We start from the raw sequence: 17129 nt of genomic DNA on the forward strand, positions 1-17129 counted from the left end.
ATCGAAAGAGCCAGGCCGGCGCTCTCGCCGATCATAGCCCACATACGAAGGAGCATTCTCATGACATCTCTCAAAGGCAAGGTAGCGCTGATCACCGGTGCATCGCGCGGCATCGGCCGGGCGATCGGCGAGCGGCTCGGCCGCGAGGGCGCAACGGTCGCGATCAATTATCGCAGCCGTCCGGAGGAAGCGGCGGAAGCGGTGCGGGCCGTCGAGGAGGCCGGCGGCGTGGCGCGTCCCTTTCAAGCCGATGTCGCCGATATGGCGGACATCCGCCGGCTGTTTGCCGAGGTCGATACGGCCTTCGGCGGCCTCGACATCGTGGTCGCCAATGCCGGGCTGCCGTTCATCGGCGTGCAGGTCGTCGACGTCCGGGAAGAGGATTTTGACCGGATTTTTGGTCTCAATGCCAAGGGCTCGTTCTTCGTGCTCCAGGAGGCGGCCAAGCGGGTGCGGGACGGCGGAAGGATTATCGACATCTCGACCTCGACCACCGCGTTCACGGCACAGGGCATGGGCCTGCACGCGGCCTCGAAGGCCGGATCGAAGCTGATCGTCGAGGTTCTGGCTATAGAGCTGGGTCACCGCGGGATTACCGTCAACTCGGTCATGCCCGGCGCAACCAACACCGAGTTCATCAAGGATGCGCCGCAGGAAGAGCGTGACCGGATTGCGGCCGGGTCGCCACTCGGACGCCTTGGCGAACCCGACGAGATCGCCGATGTCGTCGCCTTCCTTGCTTCCGACCAGGCACGCTGGCTGACGGGGCAGCATGTTCTGGCCAACGGTGGAGCACGGGTATGAGCAAGAGCTACGTCGCCGTCTATACCGCGACCCTTGCCGCAAGCCCGGAACGGATCTGGTCCGTCGTTCGCGATTTCGCAGCGGTCGCCTCGTGGAACCCGATTGCCCATGAAAGCCGTCTGCTCGCCGACGGAGAACGGGAGCTGGTCACGACCGACGGGACGACCGTCCGCGAGCTGCTGATATCCAGTGATGACGGGGCGCGTCATCTCACCTACCAGATGGTGACGTTTCCGATCCCGGTCAGCGCCCAGACGAACCAGATCCTGGTTCGTCCCGGCGAGAGCGCAGATGAAGCCAGCATCCGCTTCGAGGCGTCGTTCGTCCCGGTGGATGGGATCGATTCGGAGGTGGTGATGGGGATCAACCTCTCGGCGTTTGCGGCGGCATCTAGAGGGCTGGCCGATTATCTCGGGGTTGCGCTTGTCAGGGCGTCTCTCTAATGCTGGTCGTGGTCTCCTTGGAATTGGCCCATCAAAAACGGCCTTTGGCGGTCTTTGCGCCGATCTCGTAAAGGGACTGAACCCGTGCTCGACCTCAATGATTTCCGTACCTTCGTCCAGGTCGTCGACAGCGGCGGCCTGACAGCTGCAAGCCGCAGCACGGGCGTTGCGAAGTCGACACTCAGCCATCGGCTGCAGCAGCTTGAAGCTGCCCTCGGCGTCCGGCTGATCAATCGAACGTCACGGGTGCAGACGCTGACCGAAGCGGGCACTCTCTTCTATCGCCACGCGCTTGTCATGCTTCAAAACGCCGACATCGCGGAGAACGCGGTGCGCCAGAGGCTGGAGGAGCCGACGGGGGTCATCAAGTTCACGACGGCGATCGCGACCTCGGTCTATGTCCTGCGGCAGATCATACCGCAGTTCGCGATCGACCACCCGAAAATCCAGCTCGTCCAGCACACGGGCGACGAGCAGACGGACATCATCGGCGGCGCTTTCGATCTCGCGATCCGGGCTCACGAGGGGCAGATGACCGATTCGGCCCTGGTGCAGCGGACGCTCTCTCCGGCGCCCTGGTTCATTTTCGCAGCGCCGAGCTATATCGAGCGTCGTGGCGAACCGAAGACACCGGACGACCTATCGGAGCATGACCTTCTAGCGATGCACCGTCCCGGGCAGGCAACGGTGTGGAAGCTCAGCCATCCCGTGATCGGCGACCGGGTGCTTTCCGTCCAGCCACGCATGGCGGGCAACGACCTGATCATGCTGAAACAGGCTGCGGCAGACGGCATCGGGATCGCGGCGCTTCCCGGTTACATCTGCCGGGAAGACGTGGCTGAGGGCAGATTGCAAAGGGTCATGCCGGAATGGCTGGCCGGCAAGGCGGAGATCACCGCCGTCCTGCCGTTCCGGGATTACGTGCTGCCATCGGTGCGCGCTTTTCTCGACTATCTCATTATCGAGCTGCCGAAAGTGGTCAATCCGGATTCCGACCTCGTCTGACCCGGCTTTTCGTCAGCATTCTCATTTGGAGCCTTCATGTTTGAACCTAAGCCGCTGCACTTCGTGACCCTTCTCGGAAGCCTGCGTCATAAATCCTACAATGCTGCAATCGCTCGCTCCCTGCCGTCTCTCGCCCGCGAGGGCGTGACCATCACGGCACTCGGCTCGGTCGGCACGTTCCCGCTCTACGACGAGGATGTGCAGGCGGCAGGCTTCCCTGCGGAGGTGACGGCGATGGGTGAGGCGATCCGTCTCGCCGACGGCGTAATCATCGTCACGCCCGAGTACAACTACTCGGTTCCCGGTGGCATCAAGAACGCGCTGGACTGGCTTTCACGGCTGCCGAACCAGCCGTTTGCCGGCAAGCCGGTGGCCATCCAGACGGCGTCAGCCGGCATGCTGGGCGGCGCTAGGGCCCAGTATCATCTCCGACAGATCCTCGTTTATCTGGATGCCGCCGTTCTCAACAAGCCGGAGGTCATGATCGGGTATGTGGCAGCCAAGGTGCACAGCGAAACGCTGGAACTGACCGACGCCGACACGCGTCACTTCCTGGCAAAACAGGTTTCGGCCTTCGCGCACTTTGCGCAAAGATACCGAGTCTCAGGCTGAACGCCGCCTGCAAAGCGTGCGGATAACCGACGGACCAGGCGCCTTTTGGCTCAGTAGGTCGGAACCCGCGTTTTCATCGCGGTTCCTCCGGCGGATACGGAAAGGGCGCCTCGGCAACCGTCGCTGTGAGAAACGACCTTTAGGTCAGGCCGAGACGCGTGGCTTGACTTCGCGGCCGAGCATTTCGATCGACCGCAGCATCGCCGGCTGGTCGCTTGCCGCGGAGCTCATCTGGAACGTCAGCCGGTCGATGCCGCCGAGGTCTTCGGACGTCTGCCGGATCTTTGCCGCCACCGTATCGGGATCACCGACGAGGAACGCGCCGCCGGGCCGAACCAGGTTGTCGAACTGCGCGCGCGTCGACGGTGCCCAGCCACGCTCGAGGCCGATCTTGGTGAACATCGCCTGCCAGCCGGGGAAGAAGCGATCCGCCGCCTCGCGGTCCGTCTCGGCCACGAAGCCGAGCGCATGGATGCCGACGCGCAGTGCTTCGGGCGCGTGCCCGGCGCGCGCTCCGGCCTCCCGGTAGAGATTGACCAGCGATCGAAACCGCCGGAATTCCCCGCCGATGATCGCCACCATCAGCGGAAGACCAAGGATCCCGGCACGGGCGAAGGATTGCGGCGTGCCGCCAACCCCGAGCCATATGGGCATCTTCGGCTGGGCAGGACGCGGGTAGACACCCTGGCCGTCGAGTGGCGCCCGAAACCGGCCGGACCATGTCACATTGGTCTCGTCGCGCAGGGCGAGCAGCAGTTCCAGCTTTTCCTCCGACAGGGCATCGTAGTCGTTGAGGTCGAGACCGAACAGCGGATAGGCCTCGATCGAGGATCCCCGACCGACGACGATTTCAGCCCGTCCCCGCGAGATGAGGTCCAGCGTCGCGAACTCCTGGAAGACGCGGACGGGATCTGCGGCGCCAAGCACCGTTACCGCGCTAGTCAGCCGGATCGACTTCGTCCGCGCGGCGGCGGCGGCAAGGATGACGGCCGGTGCGCTGTCGAGATAGTCGCCGCGGTGGTGCTCACCAATGCCGAACACGTCGAGGCCGGACGTATCGGCCATCTCGATCTCGTCGAGCAGGAAACCCATGCGGTCCATGGCGCTGACACCCTTGACGGTTGCCGCAAAACTGTCAATTCCGATTTCCAAAACCATAGTTCCTTCATTTGCAGTCGATCGCCGGTGATGCGCTCGTTTTAAGTCATGGGCTCCGGCATCAGAAGGGACACGAGCAGGACGCTAAGTCCAGCACGTTGGACAGAAGCAAACGCCGCAAGCGCCATGTCAGAGGGATTTCGCGGCAGTCGCCGATAGCTCTTCCAGATCGAGGTCCCGCTCCAGGTCATGCAGCGTTTCGTCACTGATCTGGTGGGCGCGATGAAGGCGCACGAGTTCGGCCCGGCCGGCCCTTACCGCCTCGAGGACGAGGTCGTAGTGGGCCGTGATCTCGTCTACGAAAGTGTCTCCGTCGTCCGCGTTCTGGAATGCCTGGTCGGCGCGCCGCTGGAAGCCCTCGAGCAATCGCGGGTGGGCAAGCGTTCCGTCGTCGGTATAGGCCTGCGACCGGACGGCGACGAGCTGGGCTGCTGCGACCGCCGCTTCCGCCTGTGCAAGGCTCAATGCCGGGCGCACGCCCCGATCAGACAGGTTCGCCGCGCGGATAACCAGCCCAAGCGTCGTCCCCTGGAGAAGAACAGTGACGAGAATGGCGGCGAAAGCTGCGACCAGCATGAGGTCGCGACCTGGCATTGTTTCGGGGACGGACAGGGCAACAGCGAGGGTGACCACGCCACGCATGCCCGCCCAACTCATCACCGTCGCGGCCCTCGGGCCAAGCGGGTCGTCGATGGGAAATCCGATCCGGTTGAGCAGCGCAAGAACGGCGTCACAGCCGAAGATCCAGACGAAACGCGCCAGCGTCATCGCGACGATCACGCCCACGACCGGAACCGCCATGGTGGCAAGGACAGTCTCGAATCCCCCGACGCGTTCCAGCACGCCACGCAGCGAAAGACCGATGAGGATGAAGATCATGGCCTCCATCAGGAACACCATGACGTGCCAGAAGGCGCCGGCGCGGATGCGAACGCTCGCGGTAAAGACGACGTGCTGGTACCAGCCGAAAACCAGGCCCGCGGTGACTGTGGAGATGACGCCCGAGACGTGGACCGCTTCGCCAGCCAGATAGGCGGCCCAGCCGAGGATCAGGGAGGCGAGGATCATCAGGGTCTCGTCGCCCAGCCGCCGGAGGAGGAAGGTCCAGGCCCCACCCACGACGGCGCCGACCACGACGCCGCCAATCGCCAGGAAGCCGAACTCGCGGCTCGCATCCAAGGCATCAAAACTTCCCGTCAAGGCTGCCGCGACAGCGAAGCGGAAAAGCACCAAGCCGCTGGCGTCGTTCAGGAGGCTTTCACCCTCGAGAAGCGTTGTCAGCCTGCGGGGAAGCTTCACGCGCTGCAGAACCGCCCGTGCCGAGACGGCATCCGGTGGCGAAACAATGGCGCCAAGGGCGAAACAGGCGGCCCAGGGCAGCGCCGGGACCAGCCAGTGGACGACAAGTCCCACCACCAGGGTGGTGAAGACGACCGCGCCGATGGCCAGCGACAGAATGCCGGCGCTGTGGCGGCGGAAGGCGGCAAGCGCGGTATAATAGGCCCCGTCCATCAGGAGCGGCGGCAGGAAAAGCACGAGAACCAGCTCGGGATCCAGCTCGATCACCGGCAGTCCGGGAAGGAAGGCCAGGGCCCCGCCGCCGACGAGAAGGGCGACAGATGGCGGAAGCTTGGCGCGTTCGGCAAACCAGTGCAGGGCGAGGATCGCGAGAAGCAGGGTAAAAACCAGTTCGAACGTTTCGGCCGGATGCATCTCTCTCTCCCCAAGGTGCCAATCTCTCTGATGGCGGATACCTCCAGAGTATAGGGCCAGTCGCCCAAAATTTGTGGTGTGTAACAGATCAATGGATGTGCATTGCTGCTCCTGCACCCTTAGGTATTCGAACAGCTGCTTAAGGCAGTTACTCTGAGCATTTGCGACATAGCAAGAAAGGCCGCCTGATCCCAACGCTGCTGATGAACCGATCATATGGTTCGTCGCGGGCATGCAGACCAAAAGATAGGATGGGTCGCGATAGCGGGCCACACCTGATCAAGTTCGCGCTGCCTCAGGCGGGTTGGATGCCGGCTGACGTCCTGATCGATGGGCCGTCAGCCTTGTGTTGTGCAGTCGAGGGATCAGCGGGCGATGAAGCCGCCGTTGATGAAGAGGGTCTGCGCGGTGACCCAACTGCCGCCCGGGCTGACCAGGAACTCGATCAGCGGCGTGATCTCGTCGATTTCGCCCAGCCGGTTCTGCGGGCTCATGCCGGAGAGGAAGGCCTTCGATTCCGCGCTTTCCACCGGGTAGAAGAAGGAGGTGTTGAGCGGGCCGGGTGCTACGGTGTTGACGGTGACGCCCCGGTGGCCGATCTCCTTGGCAAGCGCGCGCGTGAAGTGTTCGAGCGGCGCCTTGGAGCCCGCATAGATCGCGTATAGCCCGGTCGTTGCCGCCTGCAGCGTCGTGCCGATGTTGATGATACGGCCGTTGTCGGCGATCCTTTTTGCGGCTTCCTGATTGCAGAAGAACGCCGCCTTGCTGTTGATTGCGAAGCTCTGGTCGAAGTCGGCCTCGGTGATCTCGACAAATGGCTTCTTGACCACCTTGCCGACCGTGTTCACCACGATGTCGAGCTGGCCGAACGACTTGTCGACCGCGTCGAACAATCTCGCGACATCGGCGACCTGGGTCAGGTCGGCGCTGAACAGGAGGGGTTCGGCACCGTGATGCTTGATCTCGGCGGCAGTTTCTTCCGCTTCGCCGCGGGAGGCCTCGCCGTGATAGTGGACGGCCACGCCGCGGCAGCCGTTGCGCGCCAGCATGACGGCATAGGCCCGACCCTGGTTGCGCGTTGCACCCATCACCACTGCAACCTGGCCGTCGTTATTTTTGATCATGTCGCTGGTCGTCATTGTCTTTCTCCTTGTTGATGATCAAGGAATAGGCGACATGGAGGGGGTGCGGCTTTCAGGATACGCGCATCGTTGTTAGTAAATCCGCACGCTGGACGGGAAACAGCCATGTCAGATGCCATTCCGCCCGAAGCACCGCATGTCGCCACTGCCGACACGCCGGTGCCGAACTGGGGTCGGCTCGTCCGGTCCGATTTCGGGACGGCGGCGTGGAACCGGCGGAACGCAGGCGAGATCAGCCAGTCGATCCCCCATCATCTCGTGCTCTTGTCGTTCAAGCCCTTCAGCAACCGCGAGTCACGCCTTGGCGGGACGCGGATCCGCACCGCCTCGGCTGCGAGCGGATGCTGTGAAATCGTTCCGGCAGGCGCAGACTACTGGGCGCGCTGGCATGAGCCCAAGGAAGTGGCGGCATTCTCGCTGTCGCAGCCATGGCTTGACGGTCTCGCCCAGTCCGACCTCGACCTGCCGGCCGCAACCGTCGTCGCGGATGCCTTGCCGGTCGTCGACCGGCGTGTCGGGTTGATCGGTGGCATGCTGCGCGACGAACTGCGTTCAGGCACGCATGGCACGATGGCCGGCCTCGAGCTCGACTCGCTTCTCAACCTGCTTGCCATCCACCTCATCCGGCAATACGGCGTAGCCCGGCCCCAGAAGGATCTGGGTGGGCTGTCTGATCGGCAGTTCCGACAGGTGCGCGATCACATGCAGGCGCATCTCACACTGGGTGTCAGGCTCGAGGACCTGGCCTCGCTGGTCGGGCTTTCGTCGAGCCAGCTGCTTCGCTCGTTCAGGCGTCGAACGGGCACGAGCCCGCACCAGTACTTCACCCGACTTCGCCTCGACGAGGCCCGTGCACTGATTGTCAACGGACCGCTGCCACTGGCAGAGATCGCGCTTACCTGCGGCTTCTCCAGCCAAAGCCACCTGACGGCCATCATGCGCCGGGAAGACGGCCTCACCCCCGGCGCGCTGCGGGTGTGATGAGGTCCGGATTATTGAGGTTTCCGACGGTCTCATGCTTTTCAATCCAGCCGGTGAACGGCCGAAGTTCGCGGCGCAGGTTCTAACGATCTCGGGCAAGCCAGCGGGAAGGTCGCGTTGATCGGCTCCAGCGCGGGCGACATCGGGACCAAAGGATATGGCGTTTACGGAGCCACAACGACTGATGTGCGCTCCTTCACCCGCACCTGGGCCAACGGGTTTGCTCCGAAAGGCATCCGTGTCAACGTCGTAAGCTGTGGCCCAAACGATACGGCCTTGATGGCCGCAGCCCCGCAAGAGGTCCGGGATGAGCTTCTCCGGTATGATCCCGCTAGGGCGCATGGGCCGGCCAGACGACGCTGCCCATGCCGTCCTACCGGGAGCGTGGATCAAGCGCGTCGCGCAGACCGTCGCCGAGCAGGTTGAACGACAGTACGGTCATGAAGATTGCCATGCCCGGCCATAGCGCCATCCAGGGAGCGTTGCTCATAAACCGTTGGGCGGAATTCAGCATGGAGCCCCAGGATGGTGCCGGCGGCTGCAAGCCGAGGCCGAGGAAGGACATGCTGGCTTCGGCGATAATCGCGGATGCAATCGTCAGGGTCGCCTGAACCATCAACTGGGGAAGAATATTCGGCAGGATATGACGAACCGCGATCCGCCAACGTGGATTGCCCACGGCACTTGCCGCTTCGATATACTCTTCGGCCCGGATCGAAAGAACCTGACCCCGGGTCAGTCGGATAAAGAGCGGCATGGCGGTGATGCCGATTGCGAGCATCGCATTCGTCAGGCTTGGACCGAGAAAAGCGGCCAGCGCGATTGCAAGGATCAGGAACGGACAGGCGAGCATGGCATCCGTAAACCGGCTGATAAAGCCATCGACCACGCCGCCGAGAAAACCTGCCGCAAGCCCGAGGGGCACGCCGATTGCCATCGCGATCCCGACCGATGTAAGGCCTGCCAGCAACGAAGCGCGGGTGCCCCAGATGATGCGGGAAAGTATGTCGCGGCCAGCTTCGTCCGTGCCGAACAGATGCGCCATTGACGGTGCCTTGCGAACCGCCGTCCAGCTCTGGGATGCCGGATCGTAGGGTGCAAGCAGGGGGGCAAGAATGGCGACGGCCACCACGAACAGCACCACGAAAAGGCCGACGAGCGCACTCTTGCGCTTCGACAGGCGTCGCCACAGGCGACCATGGAAAAAGTTCGTGACGGGGCTGATCTTGGGGGAGACAGCAGGTTTGGTCGTTGCGATCGTTGGCACGGTCAGCCTCTCAGTCTCGGGTTAACAAGGATATACCCGATGTCGGCCAGCAGGTTGAGGGTGATGTAGAACAGCGAGGTGACAAGCACCACGCCTTGGACCACAGGATAATCGCGCGTGAAGACCGCATCGACGATCAGCTTCCCGAAGCCGGGGATCGTAAAGATCTGTTCCGTCAGCACGGCGCCGGATAGCAGGGCGCCGAACTCCAGCGCACCGAGCGTGATGATAGGCGTCAGCGCGTTACGCATTGCGTGCTTAAATACGACGACCCACTCGCTTAGACCTTTGGCCCGGGCGGTGCGGACATAGTCGCTTTCCAGCGCTTGCAGCATGGCGCCGCGGGTATGGCGCATGATGACGCCGGCAATCCCGGTGCCCAGAACGAAGGCGGGCATGATCGTCGTCATCAGGTTCATCTTCAGGTCTTCCCACGGGCTGACGAAGCCGGAGGCAGGAAGCCAGCCAAGGTACACCGAGAAGAACATGATCAGCATGATGCCAAGCCAGAAATTCGGCAGCGAGATGCCGGCCAGCGAGACGACATTGGTGGCGTAATCGACCGGAGTGTTCTGGCGCAGCGCCGAAATTACACCTCCGGTAATGCCAAACACCAAAGCAAGGACAATTCCCATCACGGCGAGCTGCAGTGTCACGGGCAGCTTCAAAAGGATAAGTTCGAGAACCGGGCGATTGTGGCGCATGGATTGCCCAAGGTCGCCGGTCAGGACGCCCTTCACCCAGTAGAGATATTGCACGAGCAAGGGCTGATCGAGATGATACTGGGCGCGGATTGCGGCTAGCGTCGCTTCGTCCGGACTTTCACCCGCAAGCACAAGCGCCGGGTCACCAGGAAGCAGATGCTGGAGCGAGAAGATGATCAGCGACAGCAAGACGATGGTCGGAATGAGCTGCAGCAGACGACGTGCAAGAAGCGAGGTCAAGGAATTAGCCTCCGGTCACGGTTGAGGAGGGCGTGGTCGTCATCCGGGCTGCCGCCATCGCTTCGAAGGCCGCAAACAGCTTTTCCAGCTTCGGATCGCGAGGTTCGCGGGTGATCTCGGCCGTATCGAGTTCGGGTAGCTCTCGCCAGAACGCACAGGCATTCGCATGGCCGCTTGCCTCAACATCGAGCGCCATGCTGACCGCCGTGCATTCGGGTCGCGCGTGGGGACATCGCGTATGCAGCCTGCAACCTTGCGGAGGCGACATCGGGCTTGGCAGATCGCCATGCAGGCGCGCTTCCTTCGAACGCTGCTGGCTGGGCGGGGCGGCGACCGGAATGGCAGACAGCAACGCCCGGGTATAGGGATGGCGCGGGGTCGCGAAGATTTCGTCCGACGTCCCGATCTCGACGATCTTGCCGAGATACATGACCGCAACGCGGTCGGCGATGTGTTTCACGACGCTCAGATCGTGCGAAATGAAGATGAACGCCAGACCCAATCGGTTCTGCAGGCTCTTCAGAAGGTTCAGGACCTGCGCCTGGATCGACACGTCGAGGGCAGACACGGCCTCGTCGCAGATGATTGCCTTCGGTTCGGAGGCAAGCGCACGCGCAATCACCACGCGCTGACGCTGGCCGCCGGAGAATTCATGCGGATATCGGCTGGCCTGCTCTGGACGAAGGCCGACCATTTCGAGCAGTTCCGCAACGCGTCGAGCGCGCTCGTTTGGCGGCACGATATCGTGCAGCATCAGCGGTTCGCCGATTGTCTGGGCAATCGTCATGCGCGGATTGAGCGAAGCGTAAGGGTCCTGGAAGATCAACTGCACATGCCGGCGCTGACGGCGCATCGCCGCATGGCTGATGTTGGTGATATCCTGACCATCGATCAGGACCTGACCGTCGGTCGGCTGGATGAGGCGCATCAACAACCGGCCGAGCGTCGACTTCCCGCAACCGGATTCGCCGACGATTGCCAGCGTCTCGCCGGGCATCAGGGACAACGACACGTCGTCGACAGCGCCGACGGACGCCAAGGGCCGGCCGAAGACGCTGCGTTTGACGACGAAATTCTTGCCAAGGTGACGCGCCTCGATGATCGGCGTCTTGGCTTTCAAGAGGGCTTCAGTCATGGGACGAGGTCCTGCAATGGCGCACGCCAGCAGCGGCTGAGGTGACCTGGGGATATTTCCATCAGGGTGGGCATCTCGGCGCATTTGTCGATGCTGAACGGACATCGCGCCCGAAACCGGCAGCCGGACGGTGGGTTGGCCATGTCCGGGACCGTGCCGGTGATGGCGACAAGCTGTTCTCGCTTCTCGTCCAGGCGCGGCAACGAACCGAGAAGACCAACGGTGTAAGGATGCTGCGGAAAGGTGAAGAGGTCTTCGACCGAGCATTGCTCGACAACCTGACCCGCATACATGACGATCACGTCGTCGCAGGATTCCGCGACAACGCCAAGATCATGGGTGATGAGAACGATGGCCGTTCCGGTCTTCTGCCGCAGTTCCTCCATCAGTTCGAGGACCTGAGCCTGGATCGTCACGTCCAGGGCCGTCGTCGGCTCGTCGGCGATCAACAGTTCCGGCTCGCAGGCAAGCGCCATGGCAATCATCACGCGCTGGCGCATGCCACCGGAGAGATTGTGCGGATACTGGCGGTAACGCGTTTCCGGTGATGGGATACGCACAAGCTTCAGCATGGCGATGCCGCGTTCTGTCGCCTCTTTCTTCGAAATCTGTCGGTGACGCAGGATGACTTCGTTGATTTGCTCGCCGACCGTATAGGACGGATTGAGAGAGGTCATAGGCTCCTGGAAGATCATTCCCATCCGGTTGCCGCGCAGGCTGCGCATACCGCTCGTCGTTTCCTCGAGCAACTCGCGACCGGCGAAATTGATGCTGCCAGACACGCGTGCTGTGTGTTCGGGGAGGAGGCGCATGACGGCCAGGGAGGTCACGCTCTTGCCGCTGCCGGACTCGCCGACGATCGCGAGCGTGCGCCCTTTTCGAACGTCAAAACTAACGCCGTCGACGGCAGTGACGGTACGCGTGTCGTCTTCAAAGACGACACGCAGATCATCGACCCGCAGCACCAAGGCCGCGTGGTCGTCAGCCCGATCCGATCGGGCTGACTTGTCTTGGATGAGATCAGGTGAGGTGCTCATTACAGCCTTAAGCCATCAATTCTTCCGGCTCACACCACTCAGGCGGATGATGCCATCCGGAGCGGGCGCAAGGCCGGTGATGTTGGAATTGTGCGCGAAGATCCACTGCGAATGATACATGTAGACGATCGGAAGGTCCTTCTGGAGGATCGCGATTGCCTTGCTGTATTCTGCCTTGCGGGTCTCGACGTCTCCCGATGCGCGGGCTTTTGCCAGGATCGCGTCGAGTTCCTCGTTGCAGTAATGCGCGTCATTGGTCGGAGCACCGCAAGACAGCATCGGCGTGATGTTGAGGTCTGGATCGACCCGTCCGCTCCATCCGACGAGATGCGACTGGAACTTGCCCTGGCGAGCAACGTCGAGCAGGGTCATCAGCTCTGTCGGCTTGATCGAGACGTTAATTCCGACTTCGGCAACCATCGCCTGGATGAGCTGGGCAACCTGCTGACGTTCGGCATCGGTGGGCACCAGAAGTTCAAGATCGACGGATTCGACGCCGGCTTCCTGCATCTTCTTCTTGGCAGCGTCCAGATCCCGCTCCGGAAGCGGGAAATTCTTATCGTAGTATTGGTTTGACGGCGGGAACGGCTGGTTGCCGATGCTCGCCTGACCGTCGAATACGACATCGCTGATGGCCTGGCGGTCGATTGCAAGGCTGAACGCCTCGCGGATTGCTGCCTTCTTGCCGGCATCGAGGTTAGCCCCCTCGCCACCAATGCTGAATGTCACGCCGTAATATCCAAGTCCGACGACCGGCTCCACGGCCAACGATGCATCCGCCTTCACGGCTTCGACTTCGGTCGCAGCGAGCCGTTCGATCAGATCGAGCTGGCCGGAACGAAGGTTGAGCAGCCGCACGTTCGAGTCGGGCATGCCGCGATAAACGAGCCGATCAAAGTGGTATTTGTCGGCGTTGTAGTATTGCGGGAATTTCGCGAGGACGATGCGGTCCTGGATAACGCGTTCAGCGAATGTGTAGGGGCCTGAGCAGACCGGAGCATCGGTGAATTTCTCACCGAGCTTTTCGGCTGCTGTCGGGCTAACGATCATGCCGGCGCGGTCACTGAGAGCTGCCAGCAGTGGTACCGATGGCTGTTTGAGGTTGATCTGGACGGTTGTCGGATCGACTACGTCGACGGTGCTGATGGAGCTGATTTCAGGTTTGCGGCGCGAGAACTTAGCATTGAGAGCCCGCTCGAGATTGTACTTGATTGCGGCAGCGTCGACCTTGGTTCCGTCGTGAAAGACGGCATCGTCGCGCAGTTTCAGCGTCAGCGTCTTGCTGTCGTCACCCCATTTCCAGCTGGCAGCCAGCATCGGGATGATCTCACCCTTCTCATCGATATCGACGATCTTGTCACACAGCGACTGAAGAACGTGGCGACCAACGAAGCTCCAGTTGGTTGCGGGGTCGAGCGTATCCGGATCGTCCTGAAGGCCGATATTGAGCGTCGATTGTGCGGCCGCTGGGGCAGCTGTCGCTTGAATGCCTGCGAGCGCCAGTGTGGCGGCCAGTGCGAGATAGTGTGGTTTCATCGCTATTCCCTCTCTTATTCGAAAAGTCTCATTCATCGGGCAACGGCGTAGCCCTGTACGCCCCGCGGATTGGCGCCGGCCTTTACGAGTTGCACGTCACCGTCCATTTCGCGGGCAACTGCCGACAGACGCCCTTCCGACCACGCGTCGCCCACTGTGATCTTGTGTCCGCGTGCTGCCAGATCCTCGCAGACCGTTTTGGAGAAGCGCGATTCAAGCGTCACCGCACCGAGGTTGATTTCTCGCGGCCAGAAGGAGCTCGGCAGGTGATCGGTATGGAATGACGGAGCATCGATCGCCTCCTGCAGGTTCATTCCCTTGTGCAAGTGGCGCAACAGCATGATCAATTGCCACTGGTCCTGCTGATCGCCGCCCGGTGTTCCCAACGCCATGTAGGGCTTGCCATCGCGGAAGACGGCGGTGGGCGTCAAGGTCGTGCGGGGTCTTGTCGATGGCATCAGCGACGAGTTGAGACCCTCTTCCAGCCAGAACATCTGGCCGCGGGTCGTGAGGCTGAAGCCGAGACCTGGAATGACGGGGCTCGACTGGAACCACCCGCCGGACGGCGTGGCGGAAACCATGTTGCCCCATCGGTCGATCGTGCTGACTTGCACGGTATCGCCGCGCTGAGCACCCTCGCGGGTCAGCGCCGGTTCACCCTGCCGGTCGTTGGGCAACGGCAGCTCGCGCGCGACCGTCGGCTCGCCGCCGCCGAGCCCCGGCTGCATAATTGTACCCACAGCGCGCAGGGGCGGCAGGTTGCGGTTGCGACCGTCAGGCGAGCCTGGACGCACCTCAAGAGATGCAGAGCGACCAATCAGAGCGCGACGGATGTCGGCGTAATCTGCAGACAGGAGTGTCGCCATCGGCACGTCGACGCTATCGCCATACCAGGCCTCGCGATCGGCCATGGCAAGCTTCGCGGTTTCAACAACGAGATGCACGAACTCTGAGCCCATCGGGTCAAGGTCCGCGATGTCGGTTCCCTTGAGGATCTGCAACATCTGCAAGAGGACCGGCCCTTGAGACCAAGGTCCGCATTTGAACACTTCACAATCGCCGTAAGTTACGGACACCGGCTTCTCGATCGATGGCGTATATTCTGCCATGTCCTGCGCTGTGATCAGGCCCTTGTGTCGTCGGCCTGAGACATCCCATACTTCCTGCGTTTCGCAGAACTGCTCGATCTGCTCGGCAATCGGTCCGCGATACCAGAAATCTAGTGCGGCATTGATCCGCGCCTCGCGGCTGCCGGCCGATTTCGTCTGATCGAGGATCAGTTGGTACATGTCGGCAATGTGCGGGTTGCGAAAGAGCTTGCCCGACTGGGGCAGGGCACCGCCTGGCAGATAGACGGCGGCCGATGTTGGCCAGTGCGTCTGAAACAGCTCCTGCATCGATGCGATCGTGTTTGCGATGCGCGGCACCAGCGGGTGACCAGTCCTTGCATAGTAGATCGCCGGGGCAAGAACCTCCTCGAGTTCAGCCTGTCCGTAGTCTCGCAAAAGCGTGAGCCATGCGCCAAAAGCGCCCGGGATACAGGCTGCGAGAAGCCCTGTCCCGGGAATGATGTCCAGACCAAGTTCCTTGAAATACTGAATGGTCGCCTTCGCAGGAGATGGGCCCTGACCGGAAATGACAACAGGAGCATCGGCGCCCGCTGGGGTGACGATAATGGGAACTTCTCCGCCGGGGCCGTTCAGGTGCGGCTCCACCACCTGCAGTACGAAACCAGCTGCCACGGCCGCGTCGAACGCCGTGTGCCCTTTTTCGAGAATAGACATACCAACGGTCGAAGCCAGCCAGTGCGTCGACGAAACTGCCCCAAAGGTGCCGCGCAGTTCCGGTCGGGTGGTAAATGTCATTTGCTTCACTCACTCCTCGTGTGAAGGCGGCAGCGAAGACACGACCATTGTCTATCTCCACGCAAATTGCCTCCAACGTCCCTTTGGGATACAATCCCGTCCTCTGTGGACACATTGTATATTATTCGGGCGCATGGCAAGTCAGTTGTGTAATTTACTTTCGTCGCGATAGGATGGTGTGTGACCTTGTGGGGAAGGAAACCTATGCTGGATGCACGGACGCCGCTGAAAAAAGCTCGTAGCGATGTTATCGCCGACCAGCTGGAAGAAGCTGTGATTACAGGAGAAATTGCTGCTGGATCGCGGCTCGACGAGAACTCTCTCGCGGTCCAGTTCCAGGTGTCTCGCACGCCCGTCCGTGAGGCTCTTCGCATCCTGTGCGGCCGGGGACTGGCCGAGCGGGAAGCATTCAAGGGCGTCATTGTCACCCAGATTTCCACGGAGCGCATCGACGAAATGTTCGAGGCCATGGCGGAACTGGAAGCGACATGCGGGAGGCTGTCGTCCCAGCGCATGACGATGCGCGAACGGGCTGAGCTTGAAGCCATGCATCGTGAGATGAACGGCCTCGCACAGGATGGAGACCACGTTGGCTACAACGCCGTCAACACGGAGTTTCACAGCCTGCTGTTTCAGGGTTGCCACAACAGGGATCTGATCAGTGCAGCGCAAACGCTGCGGTTGAAGCTTGCACCCTTCCGGAAATATCAGCTGAAGGACGTGGGGCGTCTGAAACGATCGTGTGACGAGCATCAGCAAATCGTTGACGCGGTTCTCGAGCAGGATGCGAAAGCCGCCGAAAACGCGCTGAGGCGGCATTTGGTGTCCGCTGCGCAGGAGGTTTTGGTCAGGCGTCAGCAGCAGAAGGTAAAGACCATCCAGGACAATGATCCGCTGGATAATAAGGAGGCTCATGATGACGCAGGATGATGAAAAACAGGCCATCCGCGACGTCATTGGCGTCATGCAGCAAGCGTGGAATACCGGCAACTTTCATGGCTACATGGCTGGCTTTGCCAACCCGGATGTCGTCTTTGTTTCCCGCGGCCGCGTCCAGAAGGATTGGCAGGCGACGCTCGACCATTACATCAGCGATTATGGCGGGTCCGAGGGTTCGCAAGGTCAGCTGACCTTTTCCAATATCCGCATCGAAATCCTGTGCGATGACGCAGCGCAGCTCATCAGCAACTACGAGCTGATCCGCCCAGCGGAAAATCAGACGGGAGTGAACACGCGGCTGATGCGCAAGCGCGAAGGAAGGTGGCTGATCGCCCTCAACCACGTTTCGCAGGTCGAGATGTAATATATGGCGTATGCTTGTTCGCTCAGTCGACTTGTTGTCGCTACCGATCTGACATCAAGGGATAACAGGCAAGCTTTGCTATTGCCGACTGGGTTGCTGATCGTCAGGCGCGCGCCCATGGTAGCCGTCGGATCTAAACCTACGCAGCGGGATGGCTGATGCGCGTTTTTCTTGTTCGCCACGG

Annotated in this window: 17 protein-coding genes; 8 read left to right on the forward strand and 9 right to left on the reverse strand. The window is 61.6% G+C overall.

Going from position 1 to position 17129, the window contains the following annotated elements; translation table 11 throughout:
* Window positions 1-60: 60 nt before the first annotated feature.
* The 4 genes from IFT66_RS22735 to IFT66_RS22750 all read left to right on the forward strand — a co-directional run bounded on the left by IFT66_RS22735 (window position 61) and on the right by IFT66_RS22750 (window position 2864).
* Window positions 61-804, forward strand: coding sequence for an SDR family oxidoreductase (locus IFT66_RS22735; RefSeq protein WP_192079063.1), 744 nt, complete (start codon window positions 61-63; stop codon window positions 802-804).
* Complete coding sequence (locus IFT66_RS22740; RefSeq protein WP_192079064.1) at window positions 801-1247, forward strand: SRPBCC family protein; 447 nt, start codon at window positions 801-803, stop codon at window positions 1245-1247. Before IFT66_RS22735 ends, IFT66_RS22740 begins: the two co-directional genes overlap by 4 nt.
* A gap of 84 nt (window positions 1248-1331) precedes the next feature.
* Window positions 1332-2252, forward strand: a complete 921-nt coding sequence (locus IFT66_RS22745; RefSeq protein WP_113111347.1) for a LysR substrate-binding domain-containing protein — start codon at window positions 1332-1334, stop codon at window positions 2250-2252.
* A 36-nt stretch (window positions 2253-2288) separates the two neighbouring features.
* The gene (locus IFT66_RS22750) at window positions 2289-2864 is read left to right on the forward strand and encodes an NADPH-dependent FMN reductase (protein WP_192079065.1); all 576 of its coding nucleotides are present in this window, start codon (window positions 2289-2291) and stop codon (window positions 2862-2864) included.
* A gap of 144 nt (window positions 2865-3008) precedes the next feature.
* Here the strand turns inward: IFT66_RS22750 and IFT66_RS22755 are convergent, their stop codons facing one another.
* The 3 genes from IFT66_RS22755 to IFT66_RS22765 form a co-directional block, all read right to left on the reverse strand.
* The gene (locus tag IFT66_RS22755; protein WP_192079066.1) at window positions 3009-4016 is read right to left on the reverse strand and encodes an Atu2307/SP_0267 family LLM class monooxygenase; all 1008 of its coding nucleotides are present in this window, start codon (window positions 4014-4016) and stop codon (window positions 3009-3011) included.
* A gap of 135 nt (window positions 4017-4151) precedes the next feature.
* Window positions 4152-5735, reverse strand: coding sequence for a Na+/H+ antiporter (locus IFT66_RS22760; protein WP_192079067.1), 1584 nt, complete (start codon window positions 5733-5735; stop codon window positions 4152-4154).
* A 365-nt stretch (window positions 5736-6100) separates the two neighbouring features.
* Window positions 6101-6874 (reverse strand): SDR family oxidoreductase, encoded by a 774-nt coding sequence (locus IFT66_RS22765; protein ID WP_199864927.1) that lies wholly within the window; start codon window positions 6872-6874, stop codon window positions 6101-6103.
* 108 nt (window positions 6875-6982) lie between these two features.
* Here IFT66_RS22765 and IFT66_RS22770 point away from each other — a divergent pair, with 108 nt between their 5' ends.
* Window positions 6983-7858, forward strand: coding sequence for a helix-turn-helix domain-containing protein (locus IFT66_RS22770; protein ID WP_192079068.1), 876 nt, complete (start codon window positions 6983-6985; stop codon window positions 7856-7858).
* Window positions 7859-7975: 117 nt separating this feature from the next.
* Window positions 7976-8284: an SDR family oxidoreductase gene (locus tag IFT66_RS22775; protein ID WP_245341412.1), complete on the forward strand. Its 309-nt coding sequence runs from the start codon at window positions 7976-7978 to the stop codon at window positions 8282-8284.
* Here IFT66_RS22775 and IFT66_RS22780 read toward each other — a convergent pair.
* Genes IFT66_RS22780 through IFT66_RS22805 form a run of 6 tightly spaced genes read right to left on the reverse strand, consistent with a single transcriptional unit; the run spans window position 8232 to window position 15642 of the window.
* Window positions 8232-9083, reverse strand: coding sequence for an ABC transporter permease (locus tag IFT66_RS22780; protein WP_325265080.1), 852 nt, complete (start codon window positions 9081-9083; stop codon window positions 8232-8234). The two genes, IFT66_RS22775 and IFT66_RS22780, sit on opposite strands and share 53 nt — an antisense overlap.
* 44 nt (window positions 9084-9127) lie before the next feature.
* Window positions 9128-10069 (reverse strand): ABC transporter permease, encoded by a 942-nt coding sequence (locus IFT66_RS22785; protein ID WP_062459249.1) that lies wholly within the window; start codon window positions 10067-10069, stop codon window positions 9128-9130.
* A 4-nt stretch (window positions 10070-10073) separates the two neighbouring features.
* The gene (locus tag IFT66_RS22790; RefSeq protein ID WP_192079069.1) at window positions 10074-11204 is read right to left on the reverse strand and encodes an ABC transporter ATP-binding protein; all 1131 of its coding nucleotides are present in this window, start codon (window positions 11202-11204) and stop codon (window positions 10074-10076) included.
* Window positions 11201-12241: an ABC transporter ATP-binding protein gene (locus IFT66_RS22795; RefSeq protein ID WP_192079070.1), complete on the reverse strand. Its 1041-nt coding sequence runs from the start codon at window positions 12239-12241 to the stop codon at window positions 11201-11203. Before IFT66_RS22795 ends, IFT66_RS22790 begins: the two co-directional genes overlap by 4 nt.
* A gap of 15 nt (window positions 12242-12256) precedes the next feature.
* Window positions 12257-13777, reverse strand: coding sequence for an ABC transporter substrate-binding protein (locus IFT66_RS22800; RefSeq protein WP_192079071.1), 1521 nt, complete (start codon window positions 13775-13777; stop codon window positions 12257-12259).
* Between the two features lie 32 nt (window positions 13778-13809).
* Complete coding sequence (locus IFT66_RS22805) at window positions 13810-15642, reverse strand: gamma-glutamyltransferase family protein (RefSeq protein WP_192079072.1); 1833 nt, start codon at window positions 15640-15642, stop codon at window positions 13810-13812.
* 204 nt (window positions 15643-15846) lie between these two features.
* Here IFT66_RS22805 and IFT66_RS22810 point away from each other — a divergent pair, with 204 nt between their 5' ends.
* Both IFT66_RS22810 and IFT66_RS22815 read left to right on the forward strand, forming a co-directional pair.
* Window positions 15847-16572 carry a GntR family transcriptional regulator gene (locus tag IFT66_RS22810; RefSeq protein WP_113166354.1) on the forward strand — a complete coding sequence of 242 codons (726 nt, stop codon included), beginning with the start codon at window positions 15847-15849 and terminating at the stop codon, window positions 16570-16572.
* The gene (locus IFT66_RS22815; RefSeq protein ID WP_249406572.1) at window positions 16559-16945 is read left to right on the forward strand and encodes an SgcJ/EcaC family oxidoreductase; all 387 of its coding nucleotides are present in this window, start codon (window positions 16559-16561) and stop codon (window positions 16943-16945) included. The genes IFT66_RS22810 and IFT66_RS22815 overlap by 14 nt, the downstream gene beginning before the upstream one ends.
* Window positions 16946-17129 lie beyond the last annotated feature (184 nt).

Source organism: Rhizobium sp. CFBP 13726, from assembly GCF_014841925.1.
Classification (GTDB): Bacteria; Pseudomonadota; Alphaproteobacteria; order Rhizobiales; family Rhizobiaceae; genus Neorhizobium; species Neorhizobium soli.